Here is a 20,367-nt window from a genome sequence, read left to right on the forward strand (position 1 = left end):
TTTATAAATCTTCCAGCGGCAGTTGAAAACTTTGTTTAATAATTTGACTGGGTAAATCGGTTTTGACACTGGTGATACCATTTTTCTTGGTCAAATGCGTTGACTGAAATTTGCGGTAACTTTCTAGGTCGGGCACGACCACTTTTAGCATGGCATCGCATTCACCCAAAATAATATAGCACTCCATCACTTGCGGTAGTTCTTTCATGGCTTCAATGAAACGATCAATGGTTTCGGCATCTTGTCCAACCAACCAAATGCGTGAGAATAAAATCAGTTGGAAACCAATTTTCTGTGGATCAACCACAGTAGTGTAATTCTGAATCACACCCGCTTCTTCCAGCAATTTGACTCGACGTAGGCAGGAAGATGGCGATAGACCAACTTCTTTGGCTAAATCATTATTTTGAATCCGGCCATTCTGTTGCAAAGCACGAATGATACTTTTATCAATACGATCAAGCTTGATTAAAATATTCTTGGAAGATGATTTCATAAAATAGAATTAAATTCGAAAATTAAATCTAATTATAGAATATTTGCAATCCTATTTTGTATAAATTCGCAGATACTAATTTTCACTTTCAGTCTATTCGGAAGGGAAAAGGATATGTCTGTTTATTTATTGTTTGCGCTGACTGTTTTACCTCTGGTGTTTACCCCAGGGCCCGACATGTTGTTTATATTTTCGCAAGTGATGGCGAAAGGCGTAAAAGCAGGCATGATGGCGACGCTTGGTGTATGCATGGGCTATGTGGTGCATTCGGTTTTGGTTGCCGTTGGTATTGCCGCCATTCTTGTTTCTTTTCCCGTGCTGTTTGAAACTATACGTTGGTTGGGGATTGCCTATCTTCTGTATCTGGCGTTTAGCTTGTTAAAGTCGGTATTGAATACCAAAACTTTGCATGTACCTAAAGCAGCTGCGGGTAGTCCAATTACGAAAGGCTTTTTAACGGCTTTACTGAACCCAAAAGGCATGCTGATTTATTTTGCTATTTTGCCTCAATTTATTCGACAGGCCGAAAACACGGTCACTCAAGGTCTGATTTTATCGTCTATTTTTATTGGCTTATGTTTGGTGGTGTATAGTGGATTAAGTATGGTCATTGCTAAAATTACCGCAAATGCACAGCTAGATGCCAAAAAACAAAAATGGATTGATGCTGGTTCGGGTGGTTTACTGATGCTGGCTGCCACTTGGCTGATTGCCAATTAATTGAAATTAAAAAGCATGCTCTTGATTGGCATGCTTTTTTTGTATTCTCTAAAGTAGATATTTACCCTAATGGTGCAATCAGTTGGAATGATCTGCTACTTTGATATAGCAGGGGGATAAAATTTTAATCAGGAATAAGTTTCTGTCAAAACTGACAAGTCATTTGTTTCATTGTGCAGTCCTTCTGGCTGGCTTGAGTCAACAGATCAAGCCGAATTTCCAGCAATTGATCAGAAAAAATTATGTAGTAAATAAAGTAAAAAAATAATAAAAATCAATGTTTAAAATTAATACACTTGTCAGGCTATTTTAGAATTGAAATGTATGCAAATAAAACTTTGAACGCGACGTTCAGCCATTTTTACGCATTTTTACAGCCGATTCGGCAATTGTGACTTGACCGAAATGCCATACGCATTGCAAGATAGGACACCTAAAAAATTTTAAGTGAAGAGTTAATCTAACTTTTCTCAACATTTACTTTTGCTAAAACAGCCGAGGATTACATGAAGGCTCTTGTTGCTGTAAAACGTGTGGTTGATGCCAACGTTAAAGTTCGCGTTAAACCGGACAATAGTGGGGTAGACCTTACTAACGTTAAGATGTCAATTAACCCATTCTGTGAAATCGCAGTGGAAGAAGCGGTTCGCTTAAAAGAAAAAGGAACTGTTTCAGAAATCGTTGTTGTTTCTATTGGTCCTAAAGAAGCTCAAGAACAAATTCGTTCTGCAATGGCACTTGGCGCTGACCGCGGTATCTTGGTTGAAGCTGATGACAGCCAACTTGGTGCTTTGGAAGTTGCTAAAATCCTGAAAGGTGTTGTTGAAGCTGAACAACCACAATTAATCCTTCTTGGTAAACAAGCCATTGATGACGACTCTAACCAAGTTGGTCAAATGCTTGGTGCACTTCTCGGTGCAGGTCAAGGTACTTTCGCATCAGAAGTTAAAGTTGATGGCGACAAAGTACAAGTGACGCGTGAAGTTGATGGCGGTTTACAAACTGTTGAATTGTCACTTCCAGCAATCATCACCACTGACTTACGTTTGAACGAGCCACGTTATGCTGCTCTTCCAAACATCATGAAAGCGCGTAAAAAACCGCTTGATACTAAGTCACCTGCTGATTTCGGTGTTACTGCAGCAACTAAACTTAAAACAGTTAAAGTTGAACCACCTGCTGACCGTAAAGCTGGCGTACAAGTGAAATCTGTTGATGAGCTTGTTGAAAAATTGAAAAACGAAGCGAAAGTGATCTAATACAGAAGGATAAAATCATGAGTATTTTAGTAATCGCTGAGCACGACAACAAGACACTTAACGGTGCAACTTTAAACGTTGTTGCTGCGGCACAAAAAATCGGTGGTGATATCACTGTATTGGTAGCAGGTTCAGGCGCGCAAGCAGTGGCTGACGCTGCGGCTAAAGTTGCTGGTGTAAGCAAAGTATTACTTGCTGACAATGCTGCTTATGCAAACCAATTGGCTGAAAACGTTGCAGCTTTAGTTGCTGACGTTGCTAAAGGTGGCTTCAAGCACGTATTGGCTGCTTCTACAACTACGGGTAAGAACATTCTTCCACGTGTTGCTGCACTTCTTGATGTCAGCATGATCACAGACATCATTGCTGTTGAATCTGCAAACACATTCAAGCGTCCAATCTATGCAGGTAACGCGATTGCTACTGTTCAATCTGAAGAAGCAATTGTCGTAGCTACAGTACGTGGTACAGCGTTTGACCCTGTTGCTGCTGAAGGCGGTGCTGCTGCGGTTGAAGCGGTAAGCGAAGCAAAAGATGCAGGTATCTCTAAGTTTGTTGCTGAAGAGATCGTGAAATCTGAACGTCCTGAATTAACAGCTGCACGTATTGTTGTTTCTGGTGGTCGTGGTGTAGGTTCTGGTGAGAACTATCACAAAGTACTTGATCCATTAGCAGACAAGCTTGGTGCTGCTCAAGGTGCTTCGCGTGCTGCGGTAGATGCTGGCTTCGTTCCTAACGACATGCAAGTTGGTCAAACAGGTAAAATCGTTGCGCCTGACCTTTATATCGCTGTAGGTATCTCTGGTGCGATTCAGCACTTGGCGGGTATGAAAGATTCTAAAGTGATCGTTGCGATCAACAAAGACGAAGAAGCGCCAATCAATGCAGTTGCTGACTACTGGTTAGTGGGTGACTTGAACACTGTTGTTCCTGAATTAGTGTCTAAAATCTAATTTCTGAACAATTGTTCTAAAAACGCCCCGAAAAGGGCGTTTTTTTTGCCTCAATTTTATTGGATACATGTGAATTAGAGGATGAAAGGATGGAAACAGGACGAAAGTTACGCATATGTTTTGTTAACTAGAAAGGCTAAGCTATATCTGTAGAAGCTTGAAATTGTAAATAATATAATAAAAACAAGAGTTTAATTTGAGTTTGGTGTGTGATTGAACGACGTTGGAAAAAGCACATATTTCAACTTAAATATTGTGCAGAAAGTGTTTAAAAAAAAGCCGATAAATAAAGGAAAACAAACGAAATTAACTCATCTAAATCCGCACCTAAAAGGCATAAAATATGCTAAAATTCGCGGCTGTATTTTAGTTTTTTAGCTCAGTTTTCTGGGTTAAATTTTTGCAAGATTTAAGATATATAAATGCGGGCAGAATTCCTGCTTTGCTTGTATAACAAGGAGTATGCATGAGCGTATCGGAAATTAGACCGATTGCCATTGAGGATGAACTCAAGCACTCGTATTTGGATTATGCAATGAGCGTGATTGTATCGCGCGCTTTACCGGATGTACGAGATGGTCTAAAACCTGTTCATCGTCGTGTGCTTTATGCAATGCACGAATTGGGTAATGACTACAACAAAGCATACAAAAAGTCTGCCCGTGTTGTCGGTGACGTAATCGGTAAATATCACCCACATGGTGATTTTGCTGTTTATGAAACGATTGTTCGTATGGCGCAGGATTTTAGTTTGCGTTATATGCTTGTAGATGGTCAAGGTAACTTCGGTTCTGTCGATGGCGATAGCGCGGCAGCAATGCGTTATACCGAAGTCCGTATGCAAAAGCTGACCCATGAAATTTTAGCGGATCTAGAAAAAGATACCGTGGATTGGGAAGACAACTACGACGGTTCTGAACGCATTCCGCAAGTGATGCCGACGCGTATTCCAAACTTGTTGATTAACGGCACCACGGGTATTGCTGTGGGTATGGCGACCAACATGGCGCCGCACAACATGACCGAAGTTGTGAATGCCTGCTTGGCTTATGCTGAAAACCCGAACATCACGATTGAAGGTTTAATGCAGCATATTTCGGGCCCAGACTTCCCGACAGGCGGCATTATTTACGGTAAATCAGGCATTGTAGATGCTTACCGTACCGGTAAAGGTCGTTTACATCTTCGTGGTAAATACCATTTTGAAGAAGATGAAAAAACCGGTCGTACCACGATTGTCTTCACTGAAATTCCATATCAAGTCAACAAAGCGAAAACCATTGAGCGTATCGCTGAATTGGTGAAAGAAAAGAAACTTGAAGGTATTTCTGAACTACGCGACGAATCTGATAAAGAAGGGATGCGTATCGCCATTGATTTAAAACGTGGTGAAAATGCAGAAGTTGTGGTCAACAACCTGTTCTTGAATACACAGCTTGAGAACTCTTTCAGCATTAACATGGTGTGTCTGGACAACGGACAGCCGAAGTTAATGAATCTAAAAGATATCATTGCGGCATTTATTCGTCACCGTCAAGAAGTGGTAACACGCCGTACCATGTTCGAATTGCGCAAAGCACGTGAACGTGGTCATATCTTGGAAGGTTTAACCGTTGCCTTAGCCAATATCGATGCCATCATCGAAACCATCAAAACTTCTGCCAATCCAGCTGAAGCGCGTGAACGTTTACAAGCAGGTGAATGGTCAGCGGGTGGTGTGGTTGCATTGTTGGAAAAAGCAGGCTCAGTTTCTGTACGTCCAGAAGTCATTGAAGGCGAAGATCCAAATCGTCCATTTGGTTTAGATGGTTCAGTTTACCGTTTGTCTCCGACACAAGTGGGTGCGATTTTAGAATTACGTTTGCACCGCTTAACAGGCCTAGAGCAAGACAAGCTTCACGCTGAATATACCGAAATTCTAGGTCAAATTGCTGAGTTAACGGCAATTCTGAATGATTTCAATTTATTGATGAATGTCATTAAAGAAGAGCTGGCTTTAATTCTTCAGCAATATGGCGATGCACGACGTACTGAAATTGTAGAATCACGTATTGATTTCTGCCGTGAAGATTTAATTCCTGAAGAGCAAGTAGTATTAACAGTTTCGCAAACGGGTTATGCAAAAACGCAACCATTGTCTGACTATGCGGCGCAGCGTCGTGGTGGACGTGGTAAATCTGCAACATCGATGAAAGAAGATGACTACATTCAGCATCTGATTGTGACGTCGAACCATGCGACCGTTTTATGCTTTACCAATGTGGGTAAAGTGTATCGCTTAAAAGTGTTTGAAGTACCACAAGCGTCACGTGGTGCGAAAGGTCGCCCAATGGTGAACTTGTTGCCACTCGAAGCAGATGAAACCATCACCGCAATTTTACCTGTGATTGATGCACCGAAGAAATTTAAAGACCGTTTAGCGGACTTTAAAGCTTTTGTACGTGCCAATGTGGTGAAATTGCGTGAAAACAGCGTGATCGAAGCCCACTATGAGCCTTTAAAAGCGTCGTTTGATGGTTTGGCAGAAGATGCTGATGAATTATCAGATGCATTGCGTAAGCAGCTGAAAGAGTTAGGTGTAGAACTTTCTGCAATTGATTTGGACGATGAAATTGTCGCTGAATTTGCAGAAATGACTGAAAACCTACGTAAGAATTTCTTTGTGTTTATGGCAACGGCTTCAGGTACTGTGAAACGTGTCGAACTAGAACAGTTCAGTAATGTCCGTTCTAACGGTTTACGTGCGATTGAGCTGAACGAAGAAGATACCTTGATTGGTGTTGCGATTACCGATGGCGAACAGCAAATTATGTTGTTCTCGAATGAAGGTAAGGCGATTCGTTTTGCTGAAACTGATGTGCGTGCAATGGGTCGTTCAGCCAAAGGTGTGCGTGGTATGCGTGTCACTATGGGCTCGGCTCAAGATGAAGCAGAAGAAGTTGAGTCAGATGAAGACGATGCAACTGATGCAAACTTCATTAGCCGTATAGTCTCTTTAGTTGTTGTACCTGAAACAGGTGAAGTGCTGTGTGCTTCTGCGAATGGTTATGGTAAACGTACTCCAGTAGATGACTTCCCAACCAAGAAACGTGGTGGTAAAGGCGTGATTGCCATTAAGACCTCGGAGCGTAATGGTGAGTTGGTGGGTGCAGTTGCGATTGATGAAACCAAAGAGCTCATGTTGATTTCTGATGGTGGTACTTTAGTGCGCACACGTGCTTCAGAAGTTGCACAAACAGGTCGTAATGCTCAAGGTGTGCGTCTGATCCGTTTAGGTGATGATGAAACATTGGTGGGTGTAGAAGCGATTGATGCTGTCGAAGAAGATGAAATCGAAACTGTTGAGTCTGTTGAATCAGCAATGGAGAATGAAACCTTAGTTGATGAAGAAACGATTGTAGATGACACTGAAAATGAATCAGATTTGAACGAGTCTGAAGAAGAATAAGTGTAAATCCAAATCGAAAAAGGACGCTTAGGCGTCCTTTTCTTTATTTTGAAAATGAAGAGGTGCTGATTACTTGCATATTCGACTATGAAGTGAAGATCTCATTGAGCTTTGTAACGAACTTAATATATTCAGCTTATTTTTTATATACTGTGGCAATGAACTGAGAGTAAAGGTTGAAAATGAAAGTAAAAGCTCTGATTTTAAGCAGTGTGCTTGCTTTAGCGGGTTGCGATAAAATGGGTCAGAATGCACAAGATGCACTACCAAATCCGAGTGCAGCACAGGAGCAAGCGGCAGAACAAGCTTATGCTGCGTTTAAATCTACAGATTTTGAACGGCTTTATACTTATTTTGAACCAGAATTAAAAGCAGATTTTATTGTGCATGAACATGAGATGCGGAAATTTGCTAAATCGATTCCACAGCAAGAAATCACTAACAAGAAAATTGCAGCGAAATACATTGAAAAATCAAGCGACAAACCCAGCCTGTATTTGGTGAGTTATGAATATGCTTATGGTAATAAGAACTTAGTTCAATACGATGTTGGCTTTGATCAGGCTGGAGGCAGCGACAAAATTCGTAAATTTGATGTCAAAGTTTTCGGTGCCTCAACCAATTAAGCAGAGGTATTAGAGTTTACTGATGCCACGTGATGATTTTAAGTTGAATCGCAATTATAGATATAAAATTTGGATTAATTTTATATCTTTAATTTTTTAAGCGTCTATAACCCCACATCAAAAAAACAGAAGCGAAGGTCGTCAAATAAATGAGTTTCGGTACGACCATGGAGGTCGGTACTCCCATTTGATTGAGTTGAATAAACATTTGAATCCCTTGGGTGGAGGGTAACGCTAAACCTAAGTACTGCATCCATTCAGGCATTGCGGCATGTGGCCATGCAGCACCTGAAAGTAAAAACAGCGGAATCGAGGTAAAAACAATCAGATGTCCTGCACGTTCAGGAAGATCCAAATAGGAGGCTAAAACCAGACTAAACCCGATTACACAGCTGATATAGATTGGCACCGCAAGGAGCATTCCAGTGAAGTTTCCTCCACGAGGATAATCATAAAGCCAGAAAGTAAAACCGAATAAATAGAAGCAGCCTAAGCAACCAATGCTCAGCACTGCAGCAAATAAGCCCCAAAATTCAGTTTTTTGCGTTCGCCAACCTGTATTACGATAACCTGCGACCAACATGCACAAGCCCAAAACAATGGTTTGATGAATAATTAATGGTGCAATAGCAGGGAAAATATAACTGCCATAACCTGAAAGGGTATTAAATAAAGGAATTTGATGAATCGAAAGCACAGGTGAAAAATGTGAGACCTGTCCAAATTTCTCAGCACGTTCTGCTAATGTATTTTCGATGGAGGTCGCTAAGCCTAATCCAATCTGCTTGGTTCTTAAAAAATAGGCTGCACTTAAGTATAAGCCAACACCACCCACTTCGCCGCGATGAAGACTATTGGATAGATTTTCAGGCAAGAGCAAAATACCATCAGCGCGTTGTTGTTTGACTAATGCTTCTGCTTCAGCAAAATTTCCCGTGACGGCACGCACTTGAATGTTTGGGCTGTTGCTCGTCGCGTTGATAATACTGGCCGTCAGTGTGCTTTGTTCTTCATCCACAATCACAATCGGGAGTGCTTCGGCATGTTGGGCTTTGTAGGCTGTCGGATAGAAAAAGCTATAAAACAATACCGACAAAATCATCGTGGTTAAAATCGAGCTATTTTTGGCAATGTCACGAAAGGTTTTGGCATAATAGTATAAAAATTCTTGAAATCTTTTCATGCTGGTACCTCTCGGGCACGTCGCTTCAGCATGGCATAAGCAGTCAGCCCATACAGCACACAATAGACGAATAAAATCAGTAGGGGAGTCAGCGATTGTTGTATAGGAGTACCTACCACCCATTGTTCAGTTTGCAGTTTGGCATAAGGCGTGTAGGGAATAATATTTGCCCAGAATTTGGTAAAGACGGGGGCATTATTTAACGGTAAAGTCACTCCTGCAAAACTTAAAGATGAGCCGCCATATACCGCCAAAAAGCCAAATGTTTTGGCTAAACTTTGGGTAGCCAAAACAACAGTGGCACTGAGCAGTGCGTAGGCAAGATAAAAAAGAAATTGCGCGAATAGCAGCAACCACAGTTGACCTGCGACGAACCAGCCTCTCACCTCAATAAGCCAGGACATCCACAGCCATGTCCAGACACTAAAAATCAGGACATAAAGCAAAATTTTACTGAGTAATGCAGCCCAAATTTTTTGCTCACCCAGCCAGTTCTGTACCTGATGAAATTGAAACTCCTGACCGACTGCAAATGCGACGCAACAACACAACAGCAAATGCAAAACTGCGGGAACCACAAAAGGCTCTAAATAAAATTCATAACTTAAACTGGGGTTATAGAGCGGTGAAATTTTCACATTCGGTGTGGGGAGTTCTAAATAAGGCAGATTATTTTCTAAATAATTTTGTCCTAAATAATCTGCCATAGCTTGTAAGGTACTGCTGAGCATTGCAGAGGAAATCGAATTGCCGACACTAAAATAGCTTTGATTATATGAAAGAGCGATTTCAGCATCTTTGGCTTGTACCAGTCGCTGTTCCGCACCTGCTGGAATCAGGACATAGCCCCAAATTTTGGTTTCATTGAGCAGTCGTTCGGCATGATTAACATCAGGTGTGATGGTGTAAATCGACAAGCTTTGATTGTTGGCTAAATATTTCTCGATATTACTACTCAGGCTACTTTGATCCTGATCAATAATCGCAATGGGTAAATGTTCAGGTTTACCTTGAGCAAACATGCAGCTAAACAGCACAATTACGAATAGCGGGGCGAGTGTCACCAAGCACAAGTCCCACTTATGCGTCGTTAAATAGCGCAGCTCACGCCAAAGACCAGCCCTCATCAGGATTGCTCTTTGACTTTAAATAACACGCTCATTCCGACTTTCAGGTCAGCAATTGGCGCGCTTGGAGTCAAATGCAATTTGAAACTACGAATATCATATCCACCTGTTTGACGAGTGGTTTTGATGGTGGCAAATTCACCTTCAGCATCAATGCTTTTAATTTTAAATTGCGCCGTTTTATTTAAGGCAGGAATAAAACCTTCAAGGGTTTTGGCTTGATACACTTGAGCATATTGGTCTTCACGCACATTCAGGCTGACCCACATCTCATCATCTAAAATAATACTCATCACTGGAACGCCCATCGCGACCAGTTCCGAGACTTTGCCGTAGGTTTTAGAAATGGTACCATCGACCGGTGAAAATAATTTGGTTTCGGCCTCTAGAGCATTGGCTTCGGCAACTGCGGCTTTGGCAATTTCAACTTGCGCATCCGCAGTCGATTTTTGTTCGGCGGTGCTGCCACGTTTGCTGCGTGCATATTGTTGGTAAGCCGCTTCCGTCAGTTGAGCAGCGGATTGCGCTGCTGCCTGCATTTCATCGCGGCGCTGGCGAGAAATGACACCCTCTTGAAACAGTTTTGCTCCACGTTGATAGGTGGTTTCAGCCAAAACTTGTTGGGCTTTCATGGCTTGCCAGTTGGCATATAAGGTATCAATGTTCTCTTGCTGTGAGCCCCGATCTGCAGTTGACTGCAAAGCGAGAGCAGATTGTAAACTGGCAAGGGTTTGTTGTTTTTTCGCATCAATTTCTGGGCTATATAGGCGAATCAGCGGCTGACCTTTTTTAACTTTTTGTCCGTCATGCACATACAATTCTTCTATTCGGCTTGGAATTTTGGTACTGACATGAATGGTTTCGGCTTCCACGCGTCCTTGGATTTCGACCAGCTTCGGTTGATAGCTTTTCCATAAGCCAAAAGCAATCAATCCCAGTAGCAGAATGATCAAAATCGTCACCAGTATTTTCACGATTTTAGGCTTTGATGTTTCAGGTTCGGAGGGTGGTAAACCATTTACTGATTCTGTGCTCTCAGTTTCTGGTGCGATTGTACTTCCAACGTCCGAAGTCTCGGGTGTAGCTTGTTCTGTATGTGGCTCCTCTAATGAGGAGGCTTTTGGTTCTTGATCAGGTGGTGTTTGATCTTGAGTCATGTGATTTCCCCATTAAAGTTAACGAATATATTGCGTATTTTTTTGATTGACGTAGCTTTGAAACTCGGCAATGCTGCCGTGACTTTGCAACAAGGTGGCTAAGGACATCACATATTTATAGGCATTCAGTGCCATTTCAGATCTGAGTGCAGTCATGGTATTTTGCGCATCAATCACTTGGGTGGCGGTGCCCATATCCTCTTTAAAGGACAGGGTTTGAATGCGTAAGTTTTCCTGTGCTGCTTGCATGTTTTGTTGCAGTAAAACATGACTTTGCTGCGCAGTTTCAAGTTCGCTATATGATTTATAAATCACATTTTCAATTTCTTGTTTAGTGCGTTGCGTGGTTAATTCTAAGGCGTAGCGCTGTAGTTCCGCAGCTTGCACATTTTTCTGTTTGTCGATGCCAGAAAATAGATTGTACCGTGCAGCAACGCCGACAATCCAATTTTGATGTTCATCTAAACTGTATTCACCAAAGGCAAAGACTGTGGGTTTTTCCGCAGCGGATTCTGCTTTGACTTTGACCTTGGCTAGTTCAGTATCTTTTTGCAGTTTTTGCACTAAAGAGGATTGCTCAGGATAACTGGCTAATAATTGATTAATTGATTGGCTGTGCGCGGTATTCACAAAAAGTGGCGTGCTTAATTCGGTGACTTGGCTGCTTTGCAATAAATTATTCAATTGGAACAAGCTGGCGCGTAAATTGGCTTGAGCATTTTGCATAACGCGATCTGCATTGTTTTTTGCAACCTCAAACTGCATGCGTTGTCCTTTGCTAATAAAACCTTGTTGTTCCAGTTTGAGCGCATTTTGATAATGGTTTTGCATCGCCTGAAAATTAAAACGGCTTGATGCTAATAATTGCTGTTGCAGTTGGGTATTGAAATAGGCTTGAATAATTTCAAAGCGTTGTAGATCTTGTTGTTGTTTATTATTAATGACACTACGTTCCGACTGTATCTGTGCCATTTGTTTGGCACTTGAGGTCAGTCCGCCAGTATAAATTGGCATGAAGACCGAAACGGTAGGACGCACCACCTGATCATCCAAATTTAAAGTCGCTTCATTGGGAATCAGCCCAATCCCACGATCAATGACGTTGCCGACACCATCTTTTAAACTGTCAGTCACACCACTGGGGATGCCACTCGTATTTTGCCATTGATCAATTTGGTTATTTACGCCTTGAGTCAAGGTATTATCCAAATTGTTTTTGAGTGAATTAAGCGGTACATCGATTTCATTATGAAAGGCATAGGCACGCACATTCAAATCCACGCGTGGTAGACCTAGCCCTTTGACGGCCTCGGCTTGCAATTGTGCTGATTGCTGCAAAGCTTGGGCGGCTTGTGTGCTATAAGATTGTGTCAGGATGCTTTGTTCAGCTTCACTGTAGCTGATCGATTGAGCATAACAGGGCAATATCAAGCCCACACTCGAACATAAAGAAATAAGACTCGGGAAAATAGGTTTCATAGTAAGCGTTAATTTTCTTGGTTTTAATTGAAAACGCTGTGACATTCATCAAGCTCGCATTATCGTTGTCATGAATTATACAGATCTTCATTTTATCGGTGTAAACGAGTGCGTTTACATTTCGCATTTTTCCGAGGCTGGACTCGTTTTTCTGTAAAGTTATAATACGATAAATTTATACTTTTAAATAATTACACAGATAAAAATACTGATGACTCAATATGTCCCCCAAATCACATCCATGTCTTCAATTCCATCCGATCAGATGAGTATTCATCAGGCATTAGATTTATTTTATCAACAGAATGGTTTTACACCCATTCAAATCGAGCAAGAGCCATGCACGGTGAATGTTTATAATGGTTGTTTGCTGGTGCCTTTACCGAATATTCAGGTTCGGCATAAGTATCTTAAATATCATGACTTACATCATATTTTAACGGGTTATAGCGTTGGAAGAATTGGTGAAGGCGAAGTCAGTGCTTGGGAGCTAGGTACAGGTTCCATGTTCAATCATCCCATACTGGGCATCATGAACTTAATTGCGCTTTCTACAGGATTTTTCTTAAAACCTAAACGTATGTGGATGGCTTTTCAACGTGGCGTGTATAGTCGTAATTTATATGCGCTGACAACACGACAGTGGATTCAAGCGCATGGCGAGAGCAATCTTAATGATTTGAAGCAGCGACATCTTGGCGATGATTCCATAAAAACAATTCATTTGTACCGTTATCTCGAATTTGTTATTTATGTACTTTTGGCATTATTGATTCATGCCATTGTAGTAATTCCTGCTTTAATTGTACGCATAGTCAGTTACTTAGTCGCAGGTGAATCATTCATTAAAGCCATTCAACCCAAAAAACGAACCGATCTTTATTGATGTTTTGACTTTAAATACCCGATAGCATTGAAATATTTTCAGGATAATTTACTGCAAGCCTGAGCAAGATATGATTAAATGCCATCATTTTATTGTGTTTCACCTCTGAAAGGAAAAAAACATGCGCGCGTACAATTTCTGTGCTGGTCCTGCTGCATTACCTACTGCCGTTTTAGAAAAAGCTCAACAAGAGCTGTTGGATTGGCATGGCAAAGGGCTGTCCATTATGGAAATGAGCCACCGTAGCAAAGACTATGTTGCGGTTGCAGAAAAGGCAGAAGCTGACTTACGTAAGCTCATGAATATTCCTGAAAACTACAAAGTGTTATTTTTACAGGGTGGGGCATCATTACAATTTTCTGCAATTCCGTTAAACCTGTTAGGCAAAAACAACAAAGCAGACTATATCCATACGGGGATTTGGTCTGAAAAAGCGTTGCAAGAAGCGCAGCGCTATGGCGACATTAATGTCATCGAAGCGGGTACTAAAATTGATGGCAAACTCGCGATTACTGCACAAAGCGAGTGGAATTTATCTGCCGATGCAGCGTATGTCCATTATGCAGACAATGAAACCATTGGTGGTTTACAGTTTGCCGGTATTCCTGAAACAGATAAACCTTTGGTCTGTGACTTTTCATCAAGCATTTTATCTGCGCCATTAGATGTTTCTAAATTTGGTTTAATTTATGCGGGTGCGCAAAAGAATATTGGTCCAGCAGGTTTAACCTTGGTCATTATTCGTGATGATTTATTGGATCAAGCGAAACCAGAAATTCCAAGTTTGTTGAAATATTCTGCTCAAGCTAAAAATGATTCGATGGTCAACACGCCGTCAACTTATGCATGGTATTTGTCAGGTTTAGTATTTGAATGGTTACTTGAAAATGGTGGTGTAGATGCCATGCATCAAGTGAACTTGCAAAAAGCCAAGTTGCTTTATGGTTATATTGATTCAAGTGACTTCTATACAAACCCGATTGCTGAAGCGAATCGCTCAATTATGAATGTCCCATTCACTTTGGCAAATCCAGATCTTGAAAAATTGTTCTTGAAAGAAGCTGAAGAGAACCATTTGTTGAATTTAGCGGGTCACCGTTCTGTGGGTGGTATGCGTGCAAGTATTTATAACGCTGTACCATTAGAAGGTGTGCAAGCATTGGTTCACTTTATGGATGACTTTGCTAAACGCAATGGATAATTCCAAAATGCAAAAACCCATCTGAATAAGATGGGTTTTTTCTTTTTAGGGTGAAATTAAAGAATAAACTGGTGCAGGATATACGCTGAGGTCATCATGCCGAATACAAAGAAAAGGCACGACATGACGTCTAATTGAAAGCGCTGTTCAAGTTGAGTTTCAACCCGCTGTAAATTTTCTTCTTGTACGATTTTCATAGATATTTCATTCCGATCTATATTATCGTTAAATCCTATTGCTTGCTCATATTATAAGCATAAAAAATTGACTAAATAAAGTACTAATTGATTTTGATTAAAAAATAATCATAAATCTATTTTTAATCCTCAAAACAGAATATCAATAAGTATTCAATATTCGCGATATTATAATAAAGTTATGTTTATATTCATGTTTTTATAGATTATGGATTTTTGTCTTAAATAAATTTAAAACTGTGGATAAGCTATTTTAATTTGAATTTAAAAATCGTATTAATATAAAAATCTGTGGATAAAATATACACAATAATATGGTCGCATTGATTTTTAAATCCTTCTCAAGCAGAAACGGGATGTAAGACACACCTCTAAAGTGTGCTACATCCCGTTATCAGTGCCGAATAAATCTAGAAGGATTTAATTTTTGGAATGGATACTGGCTTGAACCCAAATGTTGCCGCGAATGTATTGACCAATATTAAAGTGCTTATATTGTTCATCTTTGGTGGCAATGCGAATCAGGGTTGCTTCCTGATTTTCATCATGAATGAGCGTCACATCATAAAGCGTATATTCCTGTCCCATAAATTCTAGGCTGGTTTTGCCGACAATATTGCCTTGGAACCAGGCTTCGTCTTCTTGTCCCATTTTTTCGCCATACAGATAGGCAACCATCTTGGAAAAATCGACGGTGACAGGGGCTTTATCATCTTCACACTTGGGTTCCCAAGCATCAATTTGTTCTTGCAAGTTCGCGGGTGCAATCCCATCATTCGCCGCCAGAATATCATTCAAGGCACGGTGATGTTTGATAGAAGCAGGATCATCTACCACCAATTGTTCGTGTTCTGAAACTGCTTCAAGTTCATATGCCCATGCATTCAATTGAACTAGATAGGTTTGATCTTTTTGATATTGATCATGATTGACGCTATATAAGCTATCAAATGCATAAACAATACTGTTTTCACCCAAATTTAAGCGCAGTACGGCTTGGGTGTTGGATTTACAGGAAATAATCCGTTCAATTGAGGCTTTGACTTTATACGGGCTTTCAAAACTCGGAAAGGCCGTTTTTACGGCTTTGGGCTTATTGTTTTCAACAGCAATTACTTGGCAAAGTTGGACTTTTTCTTTGCTCGGACCTTGAATGAGCCATACAGAGGCATCCATTTCACATTCTTCACGGCAAAGTCCCATTGGCATAATGGGTGCATCAAGTGCCAGACCTAACCATTTGGGAACTTCAGAAGTTGGATTTTCTGTCAGCAGATTCCAATGCTCAATATGGCTGCCGAAATTTTGATCTTCAATCGTGATCATTTCAGGTCTGTTTTGATTTTTCATAAGCACAATTTTGAATGTTCAGTGGCTTTAATCTATTAAATCGAGGGTGATTTTAATATTTCAAGTCTATCTGAATGAAATTAAGGATAAAAATTTAAACTACACTGAGATTGAGGATTCAACTTGCAAGGCGTGTTATAGATTTGTGAGGATAAAAGTGGGGGATTGGGTGCATTCAATGATGATGCTTGAATTGGAATAAAACTATACTTTTCAAGTATATTTCAAATCAACAGCAGAGTAATGCTTGAGTTTTTGCTACACTGCTAGCACTTTTTTCATGCCGTAGGTGCGTGTGCTGCCATTTAAACTTTGGGTAGATGCCGATGCATTACCAAAAATTTTACGTGAAGTGATTTTACGTGCTTCAGATCGTTATCAGTTAGAAGTCACTTTTGTTGCCAATCAAAACGTGGGAATCACACCTTCAGTCCGCATTAATTCAATTCAAGTCATGAGTGGTGCAGATGCTGCCGATCAGGAAATTGTCACGCGTATGCAAGCCAATGACATTGTGGTGACACAGGATATTCCTTTAGCAGCTCAAGTGATTGAGAAAGGTGGGATTGCGATTCATCCGCGCGGTGAAATTTATACCACTGCCAATGTCAAAGCCCGTCTACATTTGCGTGATTTTATGGATACCTTGCGTGGAGCAGGGGTACAGACTGGCGGTCCGCCGCCGATTTCTGAACGTGATAAGCGTGAATTTTCGAGCAGCCTCGATCAGACTATTCAAAAACAGAAACGTAAAACCAGTGTTTAATTGGAATTGACTATGCCTTCCCAAGCCAATTTGATGTCCACCTATGCCTTATTGGTGTTCATTTGGGCAACCACGCCTTTAGCGATTGTGTGGAGTGTTTCAGATATTCATTTAATGTGGGCGTTGGTATTGCGATTTTTTATCGCCTTGCCTTTGGCTTTGGGGCTCGTTTATTTGCTGAAAGTCCGTTTGCCATTTGATCGGATCAGTTTACAAAGTTATCTGGCAGGGGCTGCAAGTTTTATTGGCTCGCAAATCTTTACCTATTTGGCAACGCGATATTTATCTTCAGGCATGATTGCCCTGATGTTTGGTCTAGCACCGATTATGGCGGGATTAATTGGACGTTTTGCTTTTCAGCAGCATTTGCATCGCTTGCAATGGCTTGGCATGTCTATTTCAGTCACGGGGTTAGCGATTATCTGTTTCACAGGCAGTCAACAACACGTACATCCTACGGGCATTCTGTTGATGCTGCTCAGTGTATTTATTTATGCCTTGTCGATGTTTTGGGTGAAAAAAGTCAATGCACCGATTAATCCGATTGCGCAAGCCACGGGTTCGATCATGATTTCAAGTATTGTGGCTGCCTGTCTCATTCCCTTTATTTGGCAGTATGCCCCAACACAGATGCCACAAATGAAATCGATATTGGCATTGCTGTATACCGTGGTAATGGCATCGCTGATCGCCATGTTCTGCTACTTTAAACTGGTGCAAAACTTACAACCGACCACCATCTCTTTAACTACAGTGATGACACCGATTTTAGCCATGTTAATTGGGGCGGTGCTGAATCAGGAAATGCTGTCTTTGATGGTCTTTGTCGGGGCAGGCATTTTATTGTTTGGCTTATTTGTCTATTTTTATCGAGATTTAAAAGCGAGCCGAGCACTCGCTTTAAAATTAAAGTATTCCAAATAGTTTTTAAAATTAGTCCTTCGCTTGTTCGAAGCTGACACACTCTGCCAGTTTGACGCGATCTTGTGGATGCAGGGTGATGAAATAGGCACCTGTACGGAATTTCCCTTTACCTTCAGTGCGGCTATACACCACCTGTGCAGTTGCAGCAATATGGAAGAAGTTCTCAGGATGGCTCAAGGTCACATGAATATAGGTACCTTCTTGAATTTCACGATCGCTGTGAAAACTGAACCCACTCTCAGAAAAATTGACATGTTCAGGTACAGGTAACATGGATTGTACAATTGCGTCGTATAATGAACCGGTAATCAGGTTTAATTTTTGGTTGAATAAGGATAATATTCGAGCAATTTGTTGATCTTTTTCAGTTAATTGTTCTAATTCGTAGTTTAAAGCCAGATCAAATTGATCTAATTCTGCGAGTAGTAGAAAATAGCGGGGCAAGACAAAATTTGGATCGTAAGGATCATTAAGAGCAACATCATCAGAAATAATCTGATAATTAATTCGCAAGGCAGCATCGATACGTGACATAACGCGACGTTCCGCTGAGGCGCTTTGATGCTGTAAATTTTCCATAATGTATTACCTCGGACTAGATGGTATGTTTAAACCAATCTCGCTGTACATCGGGTTAAGATATACTCGCGCACGGCGTAGCAACCACTTTATTTCTTTTATTGCTCTGGTTTCCATGATCGGTCTCACCTTGGGTGTCGCTGTGCTCATTACAGTATTATCTGTGATGAACGGATTCGATCGCGAACTGAAAAACCGAGTTTTGGGCATGATACCTCAAGCCACTGTTTCATCAACACAAATTTTAACAGATTGGCCTGAACTTGCAAAAAAAGTTGAACAGCATGAGCATGTTAAAGGTGTCGCGCCATTTACTCAATTACAAGGCATGATTACTGCGCATGGCCAAGTTTCTGGTGTTATGGTGACAGGTATTGAACCAGAATACGAGAAAAAAGTCTCGATTATTCAAGACCACATGGTCGAAGGTAACATTGATCAGTTAAAGAAAGGTGAATTTGGCATTGTTTTAGGGAAACAGTTAACAGATGCATTGGGCTTAGGTCTAAATGATAATGTGACTTTGGTCTTACCTGAAGCAACACCGTCACCTGCGGGTGTGGTGCCGCGTTTCAAGCGCTTTAAAATTGTCGGTATTTTCAGTATTGGTGCGGAAGTTGACTCCATGATGGGTTATATCGCCCTAAACGATGCTTCGACCTTGCTTCGCTTACCTGATGGTGCACAAGGGATCCGCTTAAAACTGGATAATATTTTTGCTGCACCGCAAGTGAGTAATGATATTGTGCGCGAATTGCCGGGTAACTATTACGCTTCTGACTGGACCTACACGCATGGTAATTTGTTCAGTGCCATTCAGATGGAAAAGGCAATGGTGAGTCTATTACTGTTCCTGATTGTCTTGGTTGCAGCGTTTAATATCGTATCTTCACTGGTGATGGTGGTGACCGATAAAAAGGCAGACATTGCAATTCTAAGAACCTTGGGAGCTTCACCAGCCACAATTACCAAAATTTTTATGGTACAGGGTACCGTGATTGGGGTGATTGGTACGGTTGCGGGTGCGGTATTGGGTATTATTTTCGCGACGGGGATTAGTGGTTTTATTGACTGGGTGAATACGGCCTTAGGTCTGCATTTATTTGATGCCTATTTTATTAACTACTTACCTTCTTATTTAAGATGGCAAGATGTGGTGATTATTGTCAGCTTATCTTTAATCTTAAGTTTCTTGGCGACCATTTACCCAGCATTGCGTGCTGCCAAAATTCAACCTGCGGAGGCTTTGCGTTATGAGTAACGTGGTATTAGAAGCCAAAAATGTGGTGAAATATTTTACTGATGGTAAATCTACGGTTGAAGTGATTAAGGGGTTGTCCTTAAAAGTTCATGCGGGTGAGTTCGTTTCAATTGTCGGTTCGAGTGGTTCAGGTAAAAGTACTTTGTTGCATGTGTTGGGCGGCTTGGATCGTCCAACTGAAGGGCAAGTCTGGCTGAATGGTCAGCGCTTCGATCATATGGGCGAAGCCGAGCGCGGCTATTTACGCAATCAACATTTAGGTTTTGTTTACCAGTTTCATCATCTTCTGCCTGAGTTTACAGCTCTGGAAAATGTAGCAATGCCACTTATGTTACGTGAAGGCACTAACTATAAGGATGTCAAAGCGCAGGCGGAGTATTTGCTGAATCGCGTTGGGTTGTCACATCGTTTAACGCATAAACCAGGTGAATTGTCTGGTGGTGAGCGTCAGCGCGTGGCGCTCGCACGTGCTTTAGTGGCTAAACCTGCCTTAATGATGGCAGATGAGCCGACAGGAAATTTGGATCGTAAAACAGCAGTTAAAATTTTTGAATTACTGAGTGATTTACGTCAAGAATTTAACATGGCGATGTTGATCGTCACGCATGACGAGCAACTGGCTCAAACGGCAGATTCAGTCTTACATATGCAGGATGGTATTTGGGCTGAGTCCGAATAAAAAACGAATTATCTAGTTTCTCTTGAAGCCCACTTCGGTGGGCTTTATGATGTGCGGCACTTATAAAAATAATATG

At 41.2% G+C, this 20,367-nt stretch carries 19 protein-coding genes; 11 read left to right on the forward strand and 8 right to left on the reverse strand.

Going from position 1 to position 20,367, the window contains the following annotated elements; all coding sequences use genetic code 11:
- Position 1 precedes the first annotated feature (1 nt).
- Positions 2-496 carry an Lrp/AsnC family transcriptional regulator gene (locus ACWQ4X_RS08955; protein WP_100240975.1) on the reverse strand — a complete coding sequence of 165 codons (495 nt, stop codon included), beginning with the start codon at positions 494-496 and terminating at the stop codon, positions 2-4.
- 114 nt (positions 497-610) lie between these two features.
- Here ACWQ4X_RS08955 and ACWQ4X_RS08960 point away from each other — a divergent pair, with 114 nt between their 5' ends.
- From ACWQ4X_RS08960 to ACWQ4X_RS08980, 5 genes are all read left to right on the forward strand, one after another.
- Positions 611-1,216 (forward strand): LysE family translocator, encoded by a 606-nt coding sequence (locus tag ACWQ4X_RS08960; protein ID WP_100240976.1) that lies wholly within the window; start codon positions 611-613, stop codon positions 1,214-1,216.
- Between the two features lie 506 nt (positions 1,217-1,722).
- The gene (locus ACWQ4X_RS08965; protein WP_100240977.1) at positions 1,723-2,475 is read left to right on the forward strand and encodes an electron transfer flavoprotein subunit beta/FixA family protein; all 753 of its coding nucleotides are present in this window, start codon (positions 1,723-1,725) and stop codon (positions 2,473-2,475) included.
- A 17-nt stretch (positions 2,476-2,492) separates the two neighbouring features.
- On the forward strand, positions 2,493-3,428 hold the full coding sequence (locus ACWQ4X_RS08970) for an FAD-binding protein (RefSeq protein ID WP_457903389.1): 936 nt from the start codon (positions 2,493-2,495) through the stop codon (positions 3,426-3,428).
- Between the two features lie 466 nt (positions 3,429-3,894).
- A complete protein-coding gene (gene gyrA, locus ACWQ4X_RS08975; protein ID WP_457903390.1) occupies positions 3,895-6,876 on the forward strand; it encodes a DNA gyrase subunit A in 2,982 nt (993 codons plus the stop codon).
- 182 nt (positions 6,877-7,058) lie between these two features.
- On the forward strand, positions 7,059-7,502 hold the full coding sequence (locus ACWQ4X_RS08980) for a DUF3887 domain-containing protein (protein ID WP_457903391.1): 444 nt from the start codon (positions 7,059-7,061) through the stop codon (positions 7,500-7,502).
- A gap of 88 nt (positions 7,503-7,590) precedes the next feature.
- On the opposite strand, the gene ACWQ4X_RS08985 is transcribed toward ACWQ4X_RS08980, so the two are convergent.
- From ACWQ4X_RS08985 to ACWQ4X_RS09000, 4 genes are read right to left on the reverse strand one after another with little or no spacing between them, the layout of a single operon-like run.
- Positions 7,591-8,685: an ABC transporter permease gene (locus tag ACWQ4X_RS08985; RefSeq protein WP_457903392.1), complete on the reverse strand. Its 1,095-nt coding sequence runs from the start codon at positions 8,683-8,685 to the stop codon at positions 7,591-7,593.
- On the reverse strand, positions 8,682-9,812 hold the full coding sequence (locus ACWQ4X_RS08990; protein ID WP_457903393.1) for an ABC transporter permease: 1,131 nt from the start codon (positions 9,810-9,812) through the stop codon (positions 8,682-8,684). Before ACWQ4X_RS08990 ends, ACWQ4X_RS08985 begins: the two co-directional genes overlap by 4 nt.
- Positions 9,812-10,969: an HlyD family secretion protein gene (locus ACWQ4X_RS08995; RefSeq protein WP_457903394.1), complete on the reverse strand. Its 1,158-nt coding sequence runs from the start codon at positions 10,967-10,969 to the stop codon at positions 9,812-9,814. The genes ACWQ4X_RS08990 and ACWQ4X_RS08995 overlap by 1 nt, the downstream gene beginning before the upstream one ends.
- An 18-nt stretch (positions 10,970-10,987) precedes the next feature.
- Positions 10,988-12,493 carry a TolC family protein gene (locus ACWQ4X_RS09000; RefSeq protein WP_457903395.1) on the reverse strand — a complete coding sequence of 502 codons (1,506 nt, stop codon included), beginning with the start codon at positions 12,491-12,493 and terminating at the stop codon, positions 10,988-10,990.
- Between the two features lie 196 nt (positions 12,494-12,689).
- Here ACWQ4X_RS09000 and ACWQ4X_RS09005 point away from each other — a divergent pair, with 196 nt between their 5' ends.
- Entirely contained in the window at positions 12,690-13,334 is a 645-nt protein-coding gene (locus ACWQ4X_RS09005; protein WP_457903396.1) for a hypothetical protein, read from the forward strand.
- Positions 13,335-13,455: 121 nt separating this feature from the next.
- Positions 13,456-14,535 (forward strand): 3-phosphoserine/phosphohydroxythreonine transaminase, encoded by a 1,080-nt coding sequence (gene serC, locus ACWQ4X_RS09010; RefSeq protein ID WP_457903397.1) that lies wholly within the window; start codon positions 13,456-13,458, stop codon positions 14,533-14,535.
- A gap of 56 nt (positions 14,536-14,591) precedes the next feature.
- Here the strand turns inward: serC and ACWQ4X_RS09015 are convergent, their stop codons facing one another.
- Together ACWQ4X_RS09015 and ACWQ4X_RS09020 are read right to left on the reverse strand one after the other, a co-directional pair.
- Positions 14,592-14,732 carry a hypothetical protein gene (locus ACWQ4X_RS09015; protein WP_171334037.1) on the reverse strand — a complete coding sequence of 47 codons (141 nt, stop codon included), beginning with the start codon at positions 14,730-14,732 and terminating at the stop codon, positions 14,592-14,594.
- Positions 14,733-15,152: 420 nt separating this feature from the next.
- Entirely contained in the window at positions 15,153-16,082 is a 930-nt protein-coding gene (locus ACWQ4X_RS09020; RefSeq protein WP_100240986.1) for a hypothetical protein, read from the reverse strand.
- Between the two features lie 295 nt (positions 16,083-16,377).
- Here ACWQ4X_RS09020 and ACWQ4X_RS09025 point away from each other — a divergent pair, with 295 nt between their 5' ends.
- Together ACWQ4X_RS09025 and ACWQ4X_RS09030 are read left to right on the forward strand one after the other, a co-directional pair.
- On the forward strand, positions 16,378-16,848 hold the full coding sequence (locus ACWQ4X_RS09025) for a YaiI/YqxD family protein (protein WP_100241081.1): 471 nt from the start codon (positions 16,378-16,380) through the stop codon (positions 16,846-16,848).
- 12 nt (positions 16,849-16,860) lie between these two features.
- Positions 16,861-17,772 carry a DMT family transporter gene (locus ACWQ4X_RS09030; RefSeq protein ID WP_457903398.1) on the forward strand — a complete coding sequence of 304 codons (912 nt, stop codon included), beginning with the start codon at positions 16,861-16,863 and terminating at the stop codon, positions 17,770-17,772.
- Positions 17,773-17,781: 9 nt separating this feature from the next.
- Here ACWQ4X_RS09030 and ACWQ4X_RS09035 read toward each other — a convergent pair whose 3' ends face one another.
- Positions 17,782-18,351 carry a PilZ domain-containing protein gene (locus tag ACWQ4X_RS09035; RefSeq protein ID WP_457903399.1) on the reverse strand — a complete coding sequence of 190 codons (570 nt, stop codon included), beginning with the start codon at positions 18,349-18,351 and terminating at the stop codon, positions 17,782-17,784.
- A 25-nt stretch (positions 18,352-18,376) separates the two neighbouring features.
- Between ACWQ4X_RS09035 and ACWQ4X_RS09040 the strand changes: the two genes are divergently transcribed.
- Together ACWQ4X_RS09040 and lolD are read left to right on the forward strand one after the other, a co-directional pair.
- Positions 18,377-19,612, forward strand: coding sequence for a lipoprotein-releasing ABC transporter permease subunit (locus ACWQ4X_RS09040; RefSeq protein ID WP_142769185.1), 1,236 nt, complete (start codon positions 18,377-18,379; stop codon positions 19,610-19,612).
- The gene (gene lolD, locus ACWQ4X_RS09045; RefSeq protein WP_457903400.1) at positions 19,605-20,291 is read left to right on the forward strand and encodes a lipoprotein-releasing ABC transporter ATP-binding protein LolD; all 687 of its coding nucleotides are present in this window, start codon (positions 19,605-19,607) and stop codon (positions 20,289-20,291) included. The genes ACWQ4X_RS09040 and lolD overlap by 8 nt, the downstream gene beginning before the upstream one ends.
- The last annotated feature ends 76 nt before the right edge of the window (positions 20,292-20,367 follow it).

Source organism: Acinetobacter sp. NigerLNRRAM0016, from assembly GCF_054112845.1.